We start from the raw sequence: 17,695 nt of genomic DNA, 5'->3' as shown, positions 1-17,695 counted from the left end.
AACCCTACCGATACCGGCGTGGGCTGGACGAGCACGGCCACGTTTTATTCGATCGTCGCTCGATTTATATATATCAAGGAGACTTTGATGAAACGCCTGACGAAACTTGCTTGTTCGCTTGCTTTGGTGTCTTTGTCGGCAACTGCAATATCCGCTTCGGCGGCGACGATCGGCGTGACGATGAATCGATTCAACGACACGTTCGCGGCGCTATTGCGCAACAGCATGAAACAGGAGGGCGCGGCGAAGGGGGCCAACGTCGAATTCGAGGACGCTCAGCAAGACATCGGGCGCCAGATTTCTCAGATTCAAAACTTCATTGCACAAAAGGTGGACGCGATCGTGGTCGCTCTCGTCGATACCGACGTGAGTCCGAAGATCACCAAGATGGCGACGGCCGCCGGCATTCCGCTCGTCTACGTGAATCTGAAACCGGCCGACCCCACGCTGCCGCCGAAGGTGACGTTCGTCGGCTCGAAGGAATCCGAAGCCGGAAAGCTGGAGATGAGCGAAGTGTGTCGTCTGCTGGGAGGCAAGGGGGACGTTGTGATCTTGATGGGGGACCTGTCCCATGAAGCCACGCGCGAGCGGACGCAAAGCGCTGAAGACGTGACCAAGACACCGGCGTGTCAAGGCATCAAGGTGGTCGACAAGCAAAGTGCGAAGTGGTCGAGAACGGCTGCGCAGGACTTGATGACGAACTGGCTCAGCAGCGGCACGCAATTCAATGCGGTCGTCGCCAATAACGACGAAATGGCCTTGGGTGCCATTCAAGCACTCAAGGCGGCGAAGCGCCTGAACGGCACCGTGGTAGCCGGGATCGATGCGACCAGCGACGCGCTGGCCGCGATGAAGGCGGGGGAGCTGAAAGCAACGGTGTTCCAGGATGCAAGTGGACAAGGGAAAGGCGCGATCGATGCCGCTTTGAGCCTGGCCCACGGTGAAAACGTGCCGTCCGTGACCTACCTGCCGTTCCAACTGGTCACGCCGGCGAATCGGCAGCAGTTCGCCGGACGCAACTGAGGCCATCGGCGTGCCGAATCGGTGGCGGCGAACCGGCCGCTGCCGATCGTGCGACTCGAGGGCGCTGAACGAAGAGTGGAGACTATGGACGATCTGAAGTTTGGTACGCGCAATAAACGTGGGGATTGGGCGCCTGCGCAAGACTTGGATGTCGCGCCATTCTGGAAATGGCCGGTGAGCCTCCCGAAGATGTTCGACTACGTCGTTGGCTATGTTTGGCCGTGGAATCTGTTCATCATGGCCACGACGGTGCTTTGGTGGTACTTCGTCGTGCCGGACATGGCCACGATGAAGACGATCGGCTGGGCATGGATCCTCAAGCTTCTGGCGGCAAATTGGATCGGTAATTTCCTGTTTTACGGATTCATCGAACTGCGCTACTACCGGGCGCGAGTGCAAGAGCGGCGGTTCAAATACAACGGCAAATTTCCGGCCGAACAGCCGTCGGACGTGTTCTTGTTCCGCAGCCAGAATATCGACAACTTCCTTCGCAGCTTCTTCGTGTCGATACCGATCGGCACCGCCATCGAGGTGGGTCTGCTCTGGGCTTTCGCGAACGGGCTGACACCGATGGTCACCTGGCAAGCTCACCCGGTCTACCTGATCGTGCTGACGCTGCTCGCTCCGATCGCGCACGAGGTGCATTTCTTCTTCATCCATCGCGCGATCCACTGGGGGCCGCTTTATAAGTGGGTGCATTCGGTGCACCACAACTCGGTCAATCCGTCGCCGTGGTCGTCGATGTCGATGCATCCGGTCGAGTCCACGCTTTATTTTGGCGTTGCTTTTTGGGTCCTGGCCGTCCCGTCGCATCCGTTCATTGCCGTTTATTTCTTCCACTTGGCTGCCTTCGGCGCCGTGGTCGGTCATATCGGATTCGACCGGCTCGAGGTGACAGGCGACGTTGCCCAACCGAGTCACGCTTATGCGCACTACCTGCATCACAAATATTTCGAGGTGAACTACTGCGACAACGGATTCTTCCCGCTCGACAAGTGGTTCGGCACTTGGCACGACGGCTCGTCCGAAGGCGATCGCCGGATGCAAGAACGCTTTGCCAAGAAGAAGGCCCGCCTGAACGTCGGTTGAGTGCTGGCTGCGCGCAGCGTGTTCATTTGACAAACCTCTCGGTGCATGAAGCGCATGAAGCATGCACTGGGCGAATTTCGGAGACAAGGAGCAATCATCATGGCTCAATGGGTCAATGCCTGCGCGGCGGAGGATATCGAAGCGGAAGGGGTGATTCGGTTCGATCACGCGGGTAGAACGTTTGCGATCTTCCGCAGCCCCGCCGATGAATACTTCTGCACGGATGGCCTCTGCACGCACGAGTCCGTGCATTTGGCGGACGGTTTGGTCATGGACTACGTGATCGAGTGCCCGAAGCACAGCGGCGAGTTCGACTATCGGTCGGGCGAGGCCGTGCGTGCGCCCGCTTGCCGGAACCTGAAGACCTATCCGGCGAAATTCGAAGACGGCCGCGTTCTCGTCGAGGTGTGACGTGAACGCCATGGTCATCATCGGTGCGGGCGAGTGCGGGGCGCGGGCCGCATTTGCACTGCGCGAGTCGGGTTGGAGTGGCCGTATCGTTTTGATCGGCAACGAACCGGGCATGCCGTACGAACGCCCGCCGCTATCCAAGCCCACGGAGACGGGTGTTTGTCATCGTCCCGTTTGCGACGAAGCGAGCCTTCGCGATGCGCAAATCGACTACCTAGCAGGCGTCGAAGTGAAGTCGCTGGACCGCGTGAGCAAACGCGCCTATTTGAGCGACGGCCGCGACATGGCGTTCGAGAAGCTGCTGTTCGCCACCGGCGCGCGTGCACGGCCGCTCAGTTGCCCAGGCGGCGAGCGCGCCTTGTCGTTTCGCACGCTGATTGATGCGCAGCGCTTGTACGGCGCTATCGCGGGCGTCCGTCACGTCGCGGTGGTGGGTGCGGGTTTGATCGGCATGGAGCTGGCCGCGACGCTGCGTACTGCGGAGATCGACGTGACCGTGATCGAAGCCGGTCCGCGTCCACTCGGACGTGCAGTGCCTGCCATGCTCGCGGAGCGATTGCTCGCGCGGCATCGTCAGGAAGGCGTGCGGTTCGTGTTCGGCACGGGCGTATCGTCGGTCGACGACCAGGCAGTCGTTCTGTCGGATGGAACGGTCATCCAAGCGGACGTCGTTGTGGCCGCGATCGGCGTCATCCCGGAGACCGCCTTGGCGGAGCGGGAGGGGCTCGTTGTCGACAACGGCATTGTCGTCGATACGCAATTGACGACGTCGGACTCGAATCTGTTCGCCGCCGGTGACTGCGCCCGCGCGCCGTGCCGGCACTCGAACGGCGTTCCCGTACGGCTCGAAAGCTGGCGCAATGCGCGAGACCAAGGCGAGCACGCGGCTAAGAGCATGTTGGGCGAAGCGACGTCGTTCGATGCGGTGCCTTGGTTCTGGTCCGATCAGTACGACCTCGGCCTGCAGATCGCGGGAATCCCCGATCCGGTGCGGCCCAGCATCGAGCGCCGCCTGTCGGACGACGCGCACGTCCTGTTTCAGTTCGGCGACGACGGCCATCTCGCATCGGCAAGCGGCTTGGGCAAAGGCAATGGCATTGCCAAGGAAATCAAACTGGCCGAGATGTTGATCGCTCGGCGCGCAAGCCCATCGCCGGCGTCGTTGCAGGATCCTGCAATCAATCTGAAAAGCCTGCTTCGCGCATGACCGCGGCGAACGCCGACTACGAATCCCCTTGAAGGAGCGTATATGTTGACTGCCAAGATGGCTCCGACCGCATCCGGTTCCGCGGCTCCGTTCGAGTTGGCCGCAACGCTCGAGCACGAGAGCGAGCGCGAACACCAACACGATTGTCTGCTCGAAGTCCGGGGCGTGGGCAAATCCTTTCCGGGCGTCGTCGCACTGGACGGCGTCGAGTTTCGCGTGCGGCGCGGCACCGTGCATGCGTTGATGGGCGAGAACGGCGCCGGCAAGTCGACGCTGATGAAGATCATCGCCGGCATTTATATGCCGGACAAGGGCGAGATCCGCTTGAAAGGCGAGCCGGTCAAACTGCAAGGTCCGCTCGACGCGCTCAACCGCGGCATCGCGATGATTCATCAGGAATTGAATCTGATGCCGTACATGACGGTGGCGGAAAACATCTGGATACGCCGGGAGCCGCAAAACCGCTTCGGCTTCGTCGACCATGCTCAATTGCGGCAGCGTACGCAGGATCTCTTCGACCGTTTGTCGATCGACATCGATCCCGAAGTCGAGGTGCGTACGCTCAGCGTCGCGAGCCGCCAGATGGTCGAGATCGCGAAAGCCGTCTCGTTCGATTCCGACGTGCTGATCATGGACGAGCCAACGTCCGCGCTGACGGAAAGCGAAGTCGTGCATCTGTTCCGGATCATCCGTCAACTGCGTGAGCAAGGGAAAGGCATCGTCTACATCACGCACAAAATGAATGAGCTGTTCGAGATCGCCGACGAATTCTCGGTGTTTCGCGACGGCAAGTACATCGGGACTCACGCATCGAGCGACGTCACGCGCGAGGACATCATCCGAATGATGGTGGGGCGCGAGATCACGCAGATGTTTCCCAAGGAGGAGGTGCCGATCGGCGATGTCGTGCTGTCGGTCAAGAACCTAACGCTAGATGGCGTGTTCCGCGACGTGAGTTTCGAATTGCGTGCGGGAGAGATTCTCGGTGTCGCCGGGCTTGTCGGCTCCGGGCGCTCCAACGTCGCGGAAGCGCTGTTCGGCGTAGTGCCGGCGACCTCCGGTGAGATTCGTCTCGACGGACAACCGGTGAAGATCGATACGCCCGCAAGAGCGATGAAGCTCGGGATGGCCTTCCTGACCGAGGATCGTAAAGACACCGGCTGCTTCCTGAACCTCGATCTGCTGTCGAACATGGAAGCCGCTGTGCTCAAGACGCGCTACGTGAAGTTCAACTTCATCCAGCAGGCGGCGCTCAAGCGCGATTGCGAGGAGATGAGCCGCATGTTGCGCGTGAAGGCGCCGGGTTTGCACGAGGAGATCCAGAACTTGTCGGGCGGCAACCAGCAGAAGGTGCTGATCGGCCGCTGGCTTTTGACGAAGCCTCGGATTCTGATTCTCGACGAGCCGACGCGCGGTATCGACGTAGGCGCGAAAGCCGAAATTCACCGTCTGGTGACGAAACTCGCCGGGCAAGGCGTCGCGGTGCTGATGATTTCGTCCGAGATGCCGGAGGTGCTGGGGATGAGCGACCGGGTGATGGTCATGCATGAAGGACGGATGACCGGGATCGTCGAGCGTAAGGACGCCGATCAGGTTCGCATCATGGATCTGGCTTCGCGCTGATGCGGACGCTGATCCTAATCCCCATCCTTATCCTCGAGCGAAAAAAACGTTTGGAGACACCATTATGAGCAATTTGAATTCGGCTGCGAACGCGCAAGTCCTGCCAGTCAAGTCGCGGCGCTTTCGGTGGCCGCCGGAATTGAGCATACTTCTGGTTCTCGTCGGCATCAGCTTGGTCTTTGAGGCCTTGGGCTGGATCGTCGTCGGGCAGAGTTTCATTTTCAACGCGCAGCGGTTGGAAATCATCATTTTGCAGATGGCGGTGATCGGCATCATCGCGGTCGGCGCGAATCTCGTGATCATCACGAGCGGCATCGACTTGTCGCCCGGATCGGTCGTGGCGGCGGCGGCCGTTGTGTCGGCCAGCCTCGCCCAGGTATCGGACTATGCCGGCGCCGTGTTTCCGCACTTGACGGATCTGCCGGTTCTCTGGCCGGTGCTCGCGGGTGTGGTCACCGGCTTGCTGGTGGGCCTGCTCAACGGCACGCTGATCTCCTGGACCGGCATTCCGCCGTTCATCGCGACGCTCGGCACGATGGTCGCCGCGCGCGGCTTCGCGAAGTGGTTCACGAACGGCATGCCTGTGTCGATGCTGACCGATCGATTCGCCGCGATCGGCGCGGGCATCAATCCGGTTTTAATTTTCCTTGCGATCGCCGTGCTGTTTCACGTCGTGCTGCGCTATACGCGTTTCGGCAAAGTGACTTACGCGATCGGCGCGAATCGCCAGGCCGCTGTCGTGTCCGGTATCAACGTCACGCGCCATTTGATTTGGATTTATGCGATTGCCGGTGCGCTTTCCGGCATTGCAGGGACCGTGACGGCGGCGCGCGCGATCTCCGGCCAGTCCGGCATGGGCATGATGTACGAACTCGACGCGATCGCGGCAGTCGTGATCGGTGGTACATCGCTGAACGGCGGGATGGGGCGTATCACCGGGACGGTGATCGGCGTGCTCATTCTCGGCGTGATGACGTCGGGCTTCACGTTCCTGCATATCGATGCGTACTACCAGGAGATGGTGAAGGGGGCGATCATCGTCGCCGCTGTGGTGGCCGACCAGTACCGGAATCGGAAGAAGCGTCGGTGAAGAGTTGCGCGTCGTCCTGAATGCGAGTACTCGGGGCCTATGCCGAATACCATCGATATGCCGCGGAGTAGTCGGCGCGAGCGGCGAGGCCAAAAAAAGCATGGATCGCCGGGAAGGCTATACTCCGACCGCTAACGTTTCACTTGGCCCCGCATGACGCGCAATTCCTTCGCATGACGTGAAACGGACATGGATCAGATACTCAGCTTGCGAGCCTTTGTCGCGACCGCCGAGCACGGCTCGTTTTCCGCTGCCGCGCGCGAGCTGGCCGTTGTCCCATCGGTAATCACGAAACGGATCAACGAACTCGAAGCGGCTATCGGGGCGCCGTTGTTCAACCGCACCACCCGGTCGGTCGCGACGACATCGCTGGGTGCCGATCATCTCGAGCAGGCCAGGCAACTGCTTCGAGAATTAGACGAGCTCATCGGCGGTCCGTCGGCCCGGCCCGAAGATATCGAGGGGCGTCTTCGGGTGAAGGTGCCCACCGCGCTTGCGACGATCCGGCTTAGGCCCGCATTCGGCCGATTTCAACAGATGTATCCGAAGATCGACCTGGAGATCGCGTTGATCGATCGTTACATCAGTCCCATAGAGGATGGCTACGATCTGGCAATAGGCGTCGTTCAACTTCATCCTGGAGGCGCCGTCGAAGAGGTGCTTTGCCCGCTGCGCAGAGTGGTGTGCGCCTCGCCCGAGTATCTTTCACATAAAGGCGTACCGGCCCATCCTCGCGCGCTGTCGGATCACGACTGCATGACTTTTTTCCCGACCCAATCCGAATGGGTCTTCGAGAAGGAGGGGACGGTGGTCCGTCTAGCTTTGCGTCCGAAATTTACTTCGAATAACTGGCTCCTGCTCCGGACTGCCGCACTGCAAGGAAACGGCTTGACGCTGATGCCCGATTACGTTGCCGGCGATGCGCTGAAGACGGGCGAACTCGTGCGAGTATTGGCGGATTGGACCGTACCTCCCGGCGAGATTAGAGCCGTTATTCCCAAGCATCGTGCTTCGGATCTTGCGTTGCGCGCATTGCTCGACGTCTTGAAGGAAGAGTTGGCGGACATCGGTTGATGAATCGGCTCGCGATCGGGCGGTAGGGCTAGGACGTGATCGTACGTCCTCCTGTGTCCCGCGCCCGGCTCAATGGCCGTCGCCGGTAGGTGTCGCTTTCAGCCAGTCGATCAGGCTGTGAATCCGCGGGACGCCCATTTTGGCGTCGGGTACGAGTGCCGTAACCCAAGTCTCGACCGGTGTGTATTCCTTCATCAGCGGTTCGAGCGTACCCGCCGTGAGCGCTTGCTCGACAAGATATTCCGGCAATAGGGCGATTCCCCAGCCATTCATCACCGCATCGAGGACGCTTTGCGCATCTCCTGTGACCAGTCGTGGAGCTACGTCGACAGTCAGCGTGCGGTCATGGCCACGAAATGCCCACTTTTTCCCGACCGATTCCAGCACCAGCGTCTGATGTCTTTGCAATTCACGCGGATGCAACGGCGCCTCTTTCCGGGCCAAATAGGCCGGTGCCGCACACAGCACGAAGCGGCAAACGAACATGGGTATTTCCGTGACGTGCGGGTACGCCAGCGACCGGACATCGATGGCGATGTCGAACCCCTCCACGGCCGGATTCACCGCCCGTTCCAGAAGTACAACTTCGATGCGCAAGCCGACATGTTCCCTCAAAAAGGAGCCTAGCCTCGCACCTAAACCGGAAGCCGAAAGTCCGGGCGACACCATGACCCGAATGGTTCCCGTGGTTGCCGGACTTTCCTGGCGGAGGGACGCCATCAATTCGTCGAAATCGTGCACCAGTGTCTGCAGGCTCGGCACGATTCGCTGACCGGCATCGGTCAACGCCACACTGCGGGTAGTCCGCTTCAGCGCCTGTGTCTTGAGGTGCCACTCGGCTGCGTTCACACGTTTGATCATCACAGAAGGCGACGTGCCGACTCTGCGCGCGGCGATCGAGAAGCTTTCGTATTGAGCGACTAGCACCAACGCCCGGAGACTTTCAAGCAGATCCATGATTGTTCGCGAGTTGGAATAAGTGTCCGTCTAAATTACCTAATTGTAGGCAGTTCGGTGCGAAGCTACCATCGAGACAGTGAAATGCCAAGCCAAGGTTAGGAACCCATATGCTGTCGTTCAAAACTGCTCAGACGATCGTCGAGCCAGCTCACTCCACCCCGGTCGTCGGCGAATTCGACGTGATCGTCCTCGGCGGTGGCCCAGCAGGCATTGCGGCGGCTGTGTCCGCCGCACGCTTAGGCCGAACCGTATTGCTGATCGAAAGATATGGCTTTCTTGGCGGCATGGGCACCGCGGCCGGGGTCACTAACTTCTGCGGCCTGTATGCGAATGTCTTCGGCGAAATACGGCAGGTTGTGCATGGGGTAGCAGACGAGATCCTCGCGGGAATCGACAAGCTCGGCGGCCTGAATGCCCCTCACCTGATATTCAAGAAGACGTACGGCCGCGCTTACGATACTTCGGCCTTCAAGATCGCGGCCGATGAATTGTTGCTGTCCGCCGGCGTCGAGATCGTTTTTCACGCGCTTGCTGTCGGCGTCGTCATGAAAGACGACGAAACGATTCGAGGTGTCGTTTTCGAAACGAAATCCGGACGCGGTATCGCATTGGCCCATATGTTCATCGACTGTTCGGGAGACGGCGATCTTGCCGCGTGGGCGGGTGCTAGCTACGAGACGGGCGATGCGACCGGCAACACGCTGTATCCGTCGACCATGTTTCGGCTCAATGGCGTCGATCGCGATCGAGCAACGGATGCATCGCGCGAGATAGGCGAGAGGATGGCCGCTGCGGAAAAGGAAGGATTTCGGTTTCCTCGCAAAACTCCGATTATCAAGCCGCAGAAGAATGGGAGCGAGTGGCGAGCCAACGTGACGCAACTCGCGAACGCGGACGGCTCTGCCGTCAACGGCACCGATGCGCTTCAACTGAGCGCCGGAGAGGTCGAGGGGCGTCGACAGATTGCGAGCGTGTTCCGCTTTCTCAAGACCGTTCCGGGATTCGAGCAATCTTATATCGTCGATATTCCTCCGCAAGTGGGTGTTCGCGAAACAAGGCGGATCATCGGCGGTTATCAGTTGACCGAGGCCGACGTGATCGATTGCGCCAGTTTCGACGACACCATCGGTGTCAACGGTTGGCCGCTGGAGTTGCATGAAGCGGGCGACGTGACATTCCGCTGGCAATCGATACCCGATTCCCGGGGTTTCAATCATCTGCCGTATCGCATGCTGGTTCCCAGCCGGATCGACAACCTCCTCGTCGCGGGCCGATGCGCATCGATGACGCATGAAGGCCAGTCGGCCGCCCGCGTTTCGGGGGGCTGCTTCGTCATGGGGCAAGCAGCTGGAACCGCGGCGGCGCTCGCTATTGCGTCCCATTGCGCCCCTCGAGACATCGAGGTGCCCGCGTTGCAAGCAAGGCTGGAGAGGGACGGTGCGTACCTCGGACCCACCGCCTGACGGTGTGCGGCAAAGCACAAAGAAATAAGCGTGCGGAAAAGTCGTACCGGTCGATTGGCGAGAAAAAAGAAACTCGATTGCGCCGGAAATTTCGCCCATGGAAGGAGACAACGATGGAAGCACTCGATACGAGCATGCGGAATGAAGCCGCATCCAATCAGCCGGTGGTCAAGACAACCGCTTATCGCTGGCTGGTTCTCGCCTTTGCGTGGGGCGCGTTGCTATTGACGTTCGTCGACCGGCTGGCATGGGGAAACCTTGCCGTCCCGGTCGGCCACGCACTGGGTATGTCGCTGGGCGCACTGGGGATCTTCGTCACAGCCTTTTATGTCGGATACGTGGTTTCGAACGTCGCCGGCGGCATTGGCACTGACCTGCTCGGCCCGCGCCGAACGCTCGCACTGTCCCTGGTGCCGCTCGGGATTGGCTGTCTCTTCTTCGGGCACGTCAGCTCGCTGCTCGCCGGCATTGTGGTTCAAATCCTGATGGGGCTCGCCGCCGGCTGCGACTATTCGGCGTGCGTCAAGCTCACAACGACATGGTTCGATGTAAAGGCGCGAGGGCGCGCGATCGGCTTATTGATGACGGCGACATCGCTCGCGGTGGTACTGACCAACGCCATCGTCCCCAAGCTGCTCCAAGCTCAGTCCTGGACCCGAGTCTACGAACAGCTGGGCCTCGTCACCGCTCTGTTCGGGCTCTGCTGTTTTTTCGTGGTACGCGATGGGCCGCTGCTAAAGAAAGCGTCTGTCGGAAAGCTAGACCTTCGTTCGCTGGTCAGGAATCGGGACCTTTTGCTTCTTGCGTTCGCGGGCTTCGGATCGATGTGGGGCACGTGGGGATTCGCGTTCTGGGCCAATGCGTTGATGATGAAAGGATATGGTTTGTCGGGCGTGACCGCGGGCACGATTACCGTTCTGTTCGGCATCGGCGCGATCGTCTCGAAGCCGCTGATTGGTCTGGTGTCCGACTGGCTTGGCGGCAGATGCAAGCTTCTCGTGATGATTTGCCTATTCGGCTTTGCCGCGTCGCTGCTGACGTTTGGCCGGCTGCATACGGTCGAGCAATTCCGATTGATCGCGCCACTGCTCGGTGTTTTTGCATTCGCTTACAGTCCGCTGTTGGCGGTGATGGTTGCGCAAGCCGCGGGGCCGTCTTTGGCCGGTTCGGCTACCGGGGGTACCAATGCGTTCTGGCAACTCGGCAGTGTGGTGGTTCCCCTGGCGGTTGGCGCGGTGTTCGCGTCGACCCACTCGTTTTTCGTCGCATTCCTTGCACTCTCCGCCGGGCCCGCGAGCGCCTTTCTTTGCATGATCCCGATCCACGATACAAACCGCCGCTGATGTCTCGATCGAATCAGTATCGAGGCGCAACTCGAAGTGGACTGGACGTACGAGCGGTTGATTGGGAATTTTATTTCTTCAAATTATTTAGGAGACCTAATGAATAAGATGATCGCGGCCGCGATTGGCCTTTCAGTAGCTGGACCGGCTATGGCGCAGAGCGGCGTCACGCTGTACGGCGTGCTCAATACCGGGATAAGTTACATTTCGAACCAGGGCGGTAGCAGCAACGTGCGCATGGATAGCGGGACGCTGATGATGTCGCGCTTCGGATTGAAAGGCAGCGAGGATCTTGGCGGCGGGACGAAGGCGATTTTCGAGCTCGAGCAAGGATTCAGCGGAACGACGGGAGCCGTCGCCGGCTGTCTGAGCAGTAGCTGCGCATTCAGCCGGAACGCCTACGTCGGACTCGATAGCCAACGATACGGCGCTGCGACGGCAGGTCTTCAAACCACCACGTACGCGGACATCCTGGGAAGTTATATGGGTGCCGATCTACTCGAATCGACGTACTGGTCGGTTCATCCGGGCGACTACGACCAGGTTTTTCGGGCCGGTCTCGGCAACTCGATCAAATATCAGTCGTCTAGCTTCGCCGGCCTGAAGCTCAGTGGAACCTATAACTTCGGCGGCGTCCCGGGTTCGATCGTAGCCAGCTCCCAATGGAGCGTCGGGCTGAACTATACCGCTGGAGCCCTCAGCGCGGGTGCGAGCTATTTGCGTAACCATGGCGCATTCGAGCCCACCGGAATCTTCCTCTCGAGCACGTCGAATCCCATTGGCCCGAAGGGGACGGCAGGAGAGTCGGAATCGTTCGGTGCCGGTCTCGGTTACCAGTTTTCAACATCGACACTGCATTTGCTTGCGACTCAAACGGACTTCACGACGGCGGGTGCGATCGCGAGAACGTATGAGATCGGCTATAGCAACAAGATCTCGTCCAGCCTCACGCTGAATCTCGACTACCAATACACCGATGTGCTTCATCGCGCGGGCATCCATTTGCCTGTTGCGATGCTGGATTATTTCCTGTCGAAGCGGACGGATCTCTATGGCGTTGTCGCGTACGAGCAGGCTCGCGGAAAGAGCTACACCGGTGCACCCATAGCAGCGTCGATCTTCACCGTGGGCGATTCGTCGACCGGCAGGCAATTGGCGGTCGGTGTCGGCATCCGTCATTTCTTCTAGCAATCCAAGGCACGCGTCGTATGCCGCGCAAGGCTGAACCGAGCGCGGCGCCCCTTCCTTCGGTCAATCGACAAGGATCTCGACGCCTCCCGGTGCCAGCTCGAGATTCCCGCCACGCGAATGCACGCCGGTAAGCGCGCTCTTCCATTCGCGGCAATCCAACGCGATGGATTTCGGCTCCTTCGTCAGGTTCAATAGGAATCGCAGGCGTGTAGCAGAAGATCTTCGTACAGCCGTTTCAACACCCTCCGGCAGATTCGGCATGTAATCGAGGTGCAGGTCTTCCGCAACTCGGCCGAACAACGCCTTGTTCGCAGCATCATCCAAGATCGTGCCGATGTAGTAAACGGTGCCCGCACCGCACGTGTTCTTCGTGACGGCGGCGCGGCCTGCGAAATACTCGCTCGAATAAGTCGCCACCGTGTGCGCCGTGCCTGGCGAGAGGATGTCGCACCATTGGCTGCATTCGAACCCGCCGCTACCCTCGGACTCGAGCGATTCGAACTTGATACGCTGCCGATCTTTGCCGACCGGATCGTATTCATCGACGATCGCGCCGGTCAGGTCGCTCAGCAGATTGGGCAAGCGACCCGGCAGACAAACGTTGTCCATGTTCTTGACGCCCGATCGCGTGGTCAGCACTAGCGTGCCGCCTTGCTCGACGTAGGCGCGCAGGTTTGCCGCCATGTCTTGGTCGATGAGATAGAGCATCGGTGCGACGACGAGCTTGTACTTGGCGAAATCATCCCGCCAATTGATGACATCGGTGCCGACACCGATCCGCAACAACGCGGAATGCAGTCTTTTAAAATTGCCGAGGTAATCGAAGCCGTCCGCCTGCGGCTGAATCTGCAGCGCATTGAGTTGTTCGTGCGAAAAGAGCATCGCCGCTTCATGCTCCAATGTCGTGCCTTCCAACAGCGGAGCAAGGCGGTTCACTTCGCTACTGAATTGCACGAACTCGTCGAACCGTCGGCCCGGCACGCCATGATGATCGAGCAGCCCATGCCAGAACTGCTCGGCGCCGATCCTGGCCGAACGCCACCGGAATTGAACGACGGCATCGGCCCCGCGCGACACGCTTTGCCACGCATAGGCGCGAATCATTCCCGGAAATGGCGTGCGCGACATCGGATACCAGCATCCGGGCGTTCCGCTCAGTTGCTCCATCACCCAGAAGTTCTTGCGCTTGACGCCGCGCGTCAGATCGAGCGTGAGCGCACCGTGGTACATCTTCGACTTCGAATCGTCGACGAGGTCGGTCGCCGGGTAGTAGTCGACCGATGCGAAGTCCATGCTCTCGAACATGTCGTAGTAGTCGGCCGTCACCGGGTAGCCCCACAGGTTGTGAGTTACGAACTTCCCGGGGCTGTTACGGCGAATGATCTCGGCCTGGAAGCGATTGAAGGCGGCAACCGAGTCCGAAGAGAAGCGGCGGAAGTCCAGCAGAAACGACGGATTCAGATGAGGCGAGCCGCCTAGCGGAGTATGCACCTGCATCCAGTCGCTGTACTCGCCGCTCCATACCACCGTGCCCCATTCTCGATTGAGATTGTCGAGTGTTTCGTACTTGGTCTTCAGCCATGACCGAAAGCCGCGCGTGCAGTATTCGCAGTGACAATCGTTGGCGGCGAGTTCGTTGTCGGTTTGCCAGCCGATGACGGCAGGGTTCGAACCATAGCGCCGAGTCAGTCGGTCGATGATCCTCTCGCCGTATAGCCGCAGCGACGGGCTGTTATAGCACCGATGCAACCGGACGCCCGGATAGTGCGCGTGCTCTTTGTTGTCGACGGGCAGGACGTCAGGATAGCTGTGCGTGAGCCAGACGGGCGGCGTGGCGGTGGGCGTACCGAGGACTACACCGATCCCATGGCGTGCGAAGACCGAGATTGCCTGATCGAGCCAATCGAAATCAAAATTACCTTCGGTGGGCTCGAGTCTCGACCAAGCGAATTCGGCGAGGCGCACGATCGTGATTCCAGCCTCATGCATCCGCTGAGCGTCTTGCTCCCACAACGCGCGGTCCCAGTGCTCCGGATAGTAGTCGACTCCGACCTTCATGAATTCTTTCCTTTTTATGGAATGGATTGGGCGAGAGCGGACCGCACCTGAAATGAGGTGCCGGTATCCGGCCGCCGCCCGGCAAAGAGGTCTCTTAACCTTTCGTTGCGCCGAAGGTCAGTCCGGCCACGAAGTGCTTTTGCATCGCGAAGAACAACACGACGGATGGCAGCGCGGCCAGGAGCGATCCGGCGGAGACGAGGTTCCAGGCCGTTGTCCATTGCCCCTTGAGTGCGGCAACGCCGACTGTGACTGGCGCGGCATCGTCACCCTGCGTGAGGCAGAGCGCCCAAAAGTAGTCGTTCCATACGAACGTGAAGACGAGGATTGCAAGTGCAGCAAGCGCAGGCGCAATCAGCGGCAGGATGATTCGATAGAACAGCTGCCATTCGTTCGCGCCTTCGATCCGTGCCGCTTCGACGAGTTCGTAGGGCAACTCCTTGATGAAGTTGCGCAGGAACAGCGTGCAGAAGCCGGTCTGAAACGAAACGTGAAAGAGAACGAGCCCCCAGACCGTGTTGTAGAGATGCAGATGCAAGGTCAACTGACGCACGGGAATCATCAAGACCTGGATCGGCACGAAGTTGCCCGCGACGAAGGTCCCCAGAATGGCGTGGTTTCCTTTGAACGGATAGGTTGCGAGCGCGAAACCGGCCATTGCCGCCAACGCGATGGCGCCGATCACGGATGGAAACGTAATGAGGCAGCTATTGAGGAAGTAGTGAAGCATCGGCGACCCGAACAGCGCCGTCCGATAGTTCTCTATCAGGGCGAAGTGCTTCGGCCAGCCCCAATAATTGCCGTTCATCAATTCGCTCGACGAGCGCACGGACGTCACGAGCACGGCAATGAGCGGCATCAGCCAGACGAAAAGCGCGACGGGTAGGGACGCCTTATAGAGGGCGCGCCCGGTGGGGCTCCATCGTTCAATGGGCGTGGGATACATGGCGGGTATTCCTTCGTTACCGTTCCGTATGGAGGAGGCGGCGCAGCTGATAGACGATGAAAACGAGCATGATGAGGAACAGCACCACGGCAATGGCCGCCGAGTAGCCGTACCGGAAGTACTTGATGGCCTGGTCGTACATGAAGTAGGCCAGCACGGTCGAACTGTCGAACGGCCCGCCGCCCGTCATGACGGCGATTAGATCGAAACTGCGAAGTGCCCCGATGATTGTCAGCACGACGGACAGGAAAGTGGCCGGCCTCAATTGCGGCAAAACGACATGCCATAGCAGCGGCCAGCCCGTTGCACCCTCGATGCGGCCCGCTTCGACGATCTCCGGATTGATGCTAGTGAGATTGGTCAGATAGAGCAGCATGCAAAACGGAACTTGCGGCCACAACGCGGCGAAGATGACGCCGAACGTCGCATAGCGCTCGTCGCCGAGGACGGGAATGCCGTGGCCGACGATCAGCTTCAGGAGGCCGAATGCCGGGTCATAGAACCAGCTGAAGACGAGACCGACGACCACGCCCGAAAGCACGAACGGCGCGAAGAACAACGACTTGACGAGCCGAATGCTGCGCACCTTTTGGTTCAGATACAGCGCGAAGGTGAGGCCGACCGGCGGCGCGAGAAGAAAGAACACGAGCCACAGCAGGTTATTCTTCAGTGCCGTGTAGAACGTATCCGTGTGCAGCAACTCCTGATAGTTCGCCAGGCCCACGAACACCTTGTCGCTCATTCCATCCCAGCTGTAAAAGCTGAGCACGATGCTGCTGATGATCGGATAGATCACGTAGATGCTGAACATCGTGCAGGCGGGCAGCAAGAACAGGATGGCGGCCCGCTTGCGCCGGCTTGCGAGCGGCGACGAGCGGGCGACAGTCGCCGAGCGACGTGGTGATTGCGACATTTGCACTGCGGAGCCGTCGTCGACGGACGTTCTCGTTTCGGCGGAAGTCATGGTTCGATCTCGCGCGGTTACGACACGTGGTAGATGCGTTTGCGCGTCTGCTCGAGGTGCTCGAGGATGTCGTCGAGCTTAGAGGGGTCCGTGATGAACCGCTGCATGCCCTTCATCCCTTCATCGGCCATTTCCTTCGTCATGTCGCGGTCATAGAACTGCGCGACGCCGCCGGTCGTGTTCGACAGAATCTGAAAGCCGACCTTCGCGATCGGATCTTCGGGCATCGTCGCCTTGTTATTGGCCGGCAGCGTGCCGATACCTTTTGCGAGTTGCCCGTCGATGTCGGGGCGGCCGATAAAGGCGAGGAATTTCTGAGCGTCCGCTTTATTGGCGGCGCGAGTAGGAATGTTCAGACACTCGGCCGATCCGTCTTCCGCCGCGGGAATCCTCGCGTCGATCGTCGGGAAACGGAAGAAGCCCGTTTCGGCCTTTGTGGCGGCAGGCAGGCCAGGAGACAGGAACGTCCCGATCAGCATCATCGCTGCCTGGCCCTGGATGTAGAGCGGTTGGACCGAATCGAGGCTATACGAGAGCGGATTGTCGATGAAGTACTTGTCGTCGATCAGCGTCTTCCATGCTTCGTAGACGTTCTTCACGCGAGCATCGGTGTACGGCACCTCGCCGTTCATGAGATGCATGTGGAATGCGTAGCCGTTGATGCGAAGATCGAGATAGTCGAACCATGCCGCGAGCGTCCACGAGTCGCGGCCGCCCACCGCGATCGGCGCAATGCCGGCGGCCTTGAGTTTGCGGCAGTCTTCGAGGAATTCATCCCAGGTGGTCGGTTCGCTCGCGATGCCGGCTTTCGCGAACAGATCCTTCCGATAGAACAATCCCCACGCGAAATATTGCGTCGGCATCGCGTATTGCTTTCCTTGGTAAGAGGAGGGCGTCTTCAGCGAAGCGAACTGCGTGTTCCACCCCTCCTTTTGCCAGTCCGTGGACAGATCTTCGAGCAATCCGCGCTTCGCGTAATACGCCATGCGCTCGCCTTCGTGCCAATTGATGACGTCGGGCGAGACCGACGTCAGCCAGCTGGGAAGTTGGACCTTGTAGGTTTCCTCCTCGACGAACGACACCTTCGCCGTGACGCCGGGCGTGGCCTTCTCGAATTGCTGAATCAATTGCTCCCATACGGCTCGCTGCTCGGCACCCTTGAAGGCGATATTGAGCTGAAGCGTGCCGGCCTGGACGGCGGTCGCAAAAGAAAGGGCCGCACCCACGGCCGCTAGCAAGGGCAGTCGTTTCAT

15 protein-coding genes are annotated in these 17,695 nt (G+C 59.8%); 10 read left to right on the top strand and 5 right to left on the bottom strand.

All coding sequences use genetic code 11. The features are described from left to right. The first annotated feature begins 87 nt into the window (after positions 1-87). The 7 genes from DWV00_RS00605 to DWV00_RS00575 all read left to right on the top strand — a co-directional run bounded on the left by DWV00_RS00605 (position 88) and on the right by DWV00_RS00575 (position 7,517). The gene (locus tag DWV00_RS00605; RefSeq protein ID WP_115532188.1) at positions 88-1,023 is read left to right on the top strand and encodes a sugar ABC transporter substrate-binding protein; all 936 of its coding nucleotides are present in this window, start codon (positions 88-90) and stop codon (positions 1,021-1,023) included. Positions 1,024-1,197: 174 nt separating this feature from the next. Continuing rightward, a complete protein-coding gene (locus DWV00_RS00600; RefSeq protein ID WP_245964659.1) occupies positions 1,198-2,112 on the top strand; it encodes a sterol desaturase family protein in 915 nt (304 codons plus the stop codon). A gap of 99 nt (positions 2,113-2,211) precedes the next feature. Next, positions 2,212-2,523: a MocE family 2Fe-2S type ferredoxin gene (locus tag DWV00_RS00595; protein ID WP_115532187.1), complete on the top strand. Its 312-nt coding sequence runs from the start codon at positions 2,212-2,214 to the stop codon at positions 2,521-2,523. Positions 2,524-2,533: 10 nt separating this feature from the next. Further along, positions 2,534-3,730, top strand: coding sequence for an NAD(P)/FAD-dependent oxidoreductase (locus DWV00_RS00590; RefSeq protein ID WP_245964709.1), 1,197 nt, complete (start codon positions 2,534-2,536; stop codon positions 3,728-3,730). A gap of 42 nt (positions 3,731-3,772) precedes the next feature. Further along, positions 3,773-5,353 (top strand): sugar ABC transporter ATP-binding protein, encoded by a 1,581-nt coding sequence (locus DWV00_RS00585; RefSeq protein WP_115531606.1) that lies wholly within the window; start codon positions 3,773-3,775, stop codon positions 5,351-5,353. A 64-nt stretch (positions 5,354-5,417) separates the two neighbouring features. After that, entirely contained in the window at positions 5,418-6,443 is a 1,026-nt protein-coding gene (locus tag DWV00_RS00580; protein ID WP_115531605.1) for an ABC transporter permease, read from the top strand. 189 nt (positions 6,444-6,632) lie between these two features. Then, a complete protein-coding gene (locus DWV00_RS00575; protein ID WP_115531604.1) occupies positions 6,633-7,517 on the top strand; it encodes a LysR family transcriptional regulator in 885 nt (294 codons plus the stop codon). Positions 7,518-7,586: 69 nt separating this feature from the next. Here DWV00_RS00575 and DWV00_RS00570 read toward each other — a convergent pair whose 3' ends face one another. After that, positions 7,587-8,474 carry a LysR family transcriptional regulator gene (locus DWV00_RS00570; protein ID WP_115531603.1) on the bottom strand — a complete coding sequence of 296 codons (888 nt, stop codon included), beginning with the start codon at positions 8,472-8,474 and terminating at the stop codon, positions 7,587-7,589. A 110-nt stretch (positions 8,475-8,584) separates the two neighbouring features. Here DWV00_RS00570 and DWV00_RS00565 point away from each other — a divergent pair, with 110 nt between their 5' ends. From DWV00_RS00565 to DWV00_RS00555, 3 genes are all read left to right on the top strand, one after another. Next, the gene (locus DWV00_RS00565) at positions 8,585-9,940 is read left to right on the top strand and encodes an FAD-dependent oxidoreductase (RefSeq protein ID WP_115531602.1); all 1,356 of its coding nucleotides are present in this window, start codon (positions 8,585-8,587) and stop codon (positions 9,938-9,940) included. 113 nt (positions 9,941-10,053) lie between these two features. Beyond that, complete coding sequence (locus DWV00_RS00560) at positions 10,054-11,283, top strand: MFS transporter (RefSeq protein ID WP_115531601.1); 1,230 nt, start codon at positions 10,054-10,056, stop codon at positions 11,281-11,283. A gap of 36 nt (positions 11,284-11,319) precedes the next feature. Beyond that, entirely contained in the window at positions 11,320-12,471 is a 1,152-nt protein-coding gene (locus DWV00_RS00555) for a porin (protein ID WP_147297806.1), read from the top strand. 63 nt (positions 12,472-12,534) lie between these two features. Here the strand turns inward: DWV00_RS00555 and DWV00_RS00550 are convergent, their stop codons facing one another. From DWV00_RS00550 to DWV00_RS00535, 4 genes are all read right to left on the bottom strand, one after another. Beyond that, the gene (locus DWV00_RS00550; RefSeq protein ID WP_115531599.1) at positions 12,535-14,532 is read right to left on the bottom strand and encodes a beta-galactosidase; all 1,998 of its coding nucleotides are present in this window, start codon (positions 14,530-14,532) and stop codon (positions 12,535-12,537) included. 94 nt (positions 14,533-14,626) lie between these two features. After that, a complete protein-coding gene (locus DWV00_RS00545) occupies positions 14,627-15,478 on the bottom strand; it encodes a carbohydrate ABC transporter permease (RefSeq protein ID WP_115531598.1) in 852 nt (283 codons plus the stop codon). Positions 15,479-15,494: 16 nt separating this feature from the next. Next, positions 15,495-16,391 carry a carbohydrate ABC transporter permease gene (locus DWV00_RS00540; RefSeq protein WP_115532186.1) on the bottom strand — a complete coding sequence of 299 codons (897 nt, stop codon included), beginning with the start codon at positions 16,389-16,391 and terminating at the stop codon, positions 15,495-15,497. A 68-nt stretch (positions 16,392-16,459) separates the two neighbouring features. Beyond that, positions 16,460-17,695 (bottom strand): ABC transporter substrate-binding protein, encoded by a 1,236-nt coding sequence (locus tag DWV00_RS00535; RefSeq protein WP_115531597.1) that lies wholly within the window; start codon positions 17,693-17,695, stop codon positions 16,460-16,462.

It is taken from the genome of Trinickia dinghuensis, assembly GCF_003367175.1.
Lineage (GTDB): Bacteria > Pseudomonadota > Gammaproteobacteria > Burkholderiales > Burkholderiaceae > Trinickia > Trinickia dinghuensis.
Note: the sequence above shows the minus strand (reverse complement) of the source record. Positions and strands in the feature narration are given on the sequence as shown.

Excerpts from the sequence above, each read along its gene's own strand:
- DWV00_RS00605 (WP_115532188.1), top strand. The coding sequence starts at position 88 with ATGAAACGCCTGACGAAACTTGCTTGTTCGCTTGCTTTGGTGTCTTTG.
- DWV00_RS00595 (WP_115532187.1), top strand. The coding sequence starts at position 2,212 with ATGGCTCAATGGGTCAATGCCTGCGCGGCGGAGGATATCGAAGCGGAA.
- DWV00_RS00590 (WP_245964709.1), top strand. The coding sequence starts at position 2,534 with ATGGTCATCATCGGTGCGGGCGAGTGCGGGGCGCGGGCCGCATTTGCA.
- DWV00_RS00585 (WP_115531606.1), top strand. The coding sequence starts at position 3,773 with ATGTTGACTGCCAAGATGGCTCCGACCGCATCCGGTTCCGCGGCTCCG.
- DWV00_RS00580 (WP_115531605.1), top strand. The coding sequence starts at position 5,418 with ATGAGCAATTTGAATTCGGCTGCGAACGCGCAAGTCCTGCCAGTCAAG.
- DWV00_RS00575 (WP_115531604.1), top strand. The coding sequence starts at position 6,633 with ATGGATCAGATACTCAGCTTGCGAGCCTTTGTCGCGACCGCCGAGCAC.
- DWV00_RS00570 (WP_115531603.1), bottom strand. The coding sequence starts at position 8,474 with ATGGATCTGCTTGAAAGTCTCCGGGCGTTGGTGCTAGTCGCTCAATAC.
- DWV00_RS00565 (WP_115531602.1), top strand. The coding sequence starts at position 8,585 with ATGCTGTCGTTCAAAACTGCTCAGACGATCGTCGAGCCAGCTCACTCC.
- DWV00_RS00560 (WP_115531601.1), top strand. The coding sequence starts at position 10,054 with ATGGAAGCACTCGATACGAGCATGCGGAATGAAGCCGCATCCAATCAG.
- DWV00_RS00550 (WP_115531599.1), bottom strand. The coding sequence starts at position 14,532 with ATGAAGGTCGGAGTCGACTACTATCCGGAGCACTGGGACCGCGCGTTG.
- DWV00_RS00545 (WP_115531598.1), bottom strand. The coding sequence starts at position 15,478 with ATGTATCCCACGCCCATTGAACGATGGAGCCCCACCGGGCGCGCCCTC.
- DWV00_RS00540 (WP_115532186.1), bottom strand. The coding sequence starts at position 16,391 with ATGTCGCAATCACCACGTCGCTCGGCGACTGTCGCCCGCTCGTCGCCG.
- DWV00_RS00535 (WP_115531597.1), bottom strand. The coding sequence starts at position 17,695 with ATGAAACGACTGCCCTTGCTAGCGGCCGTGGGTGCGGCCCTTTCTTTT.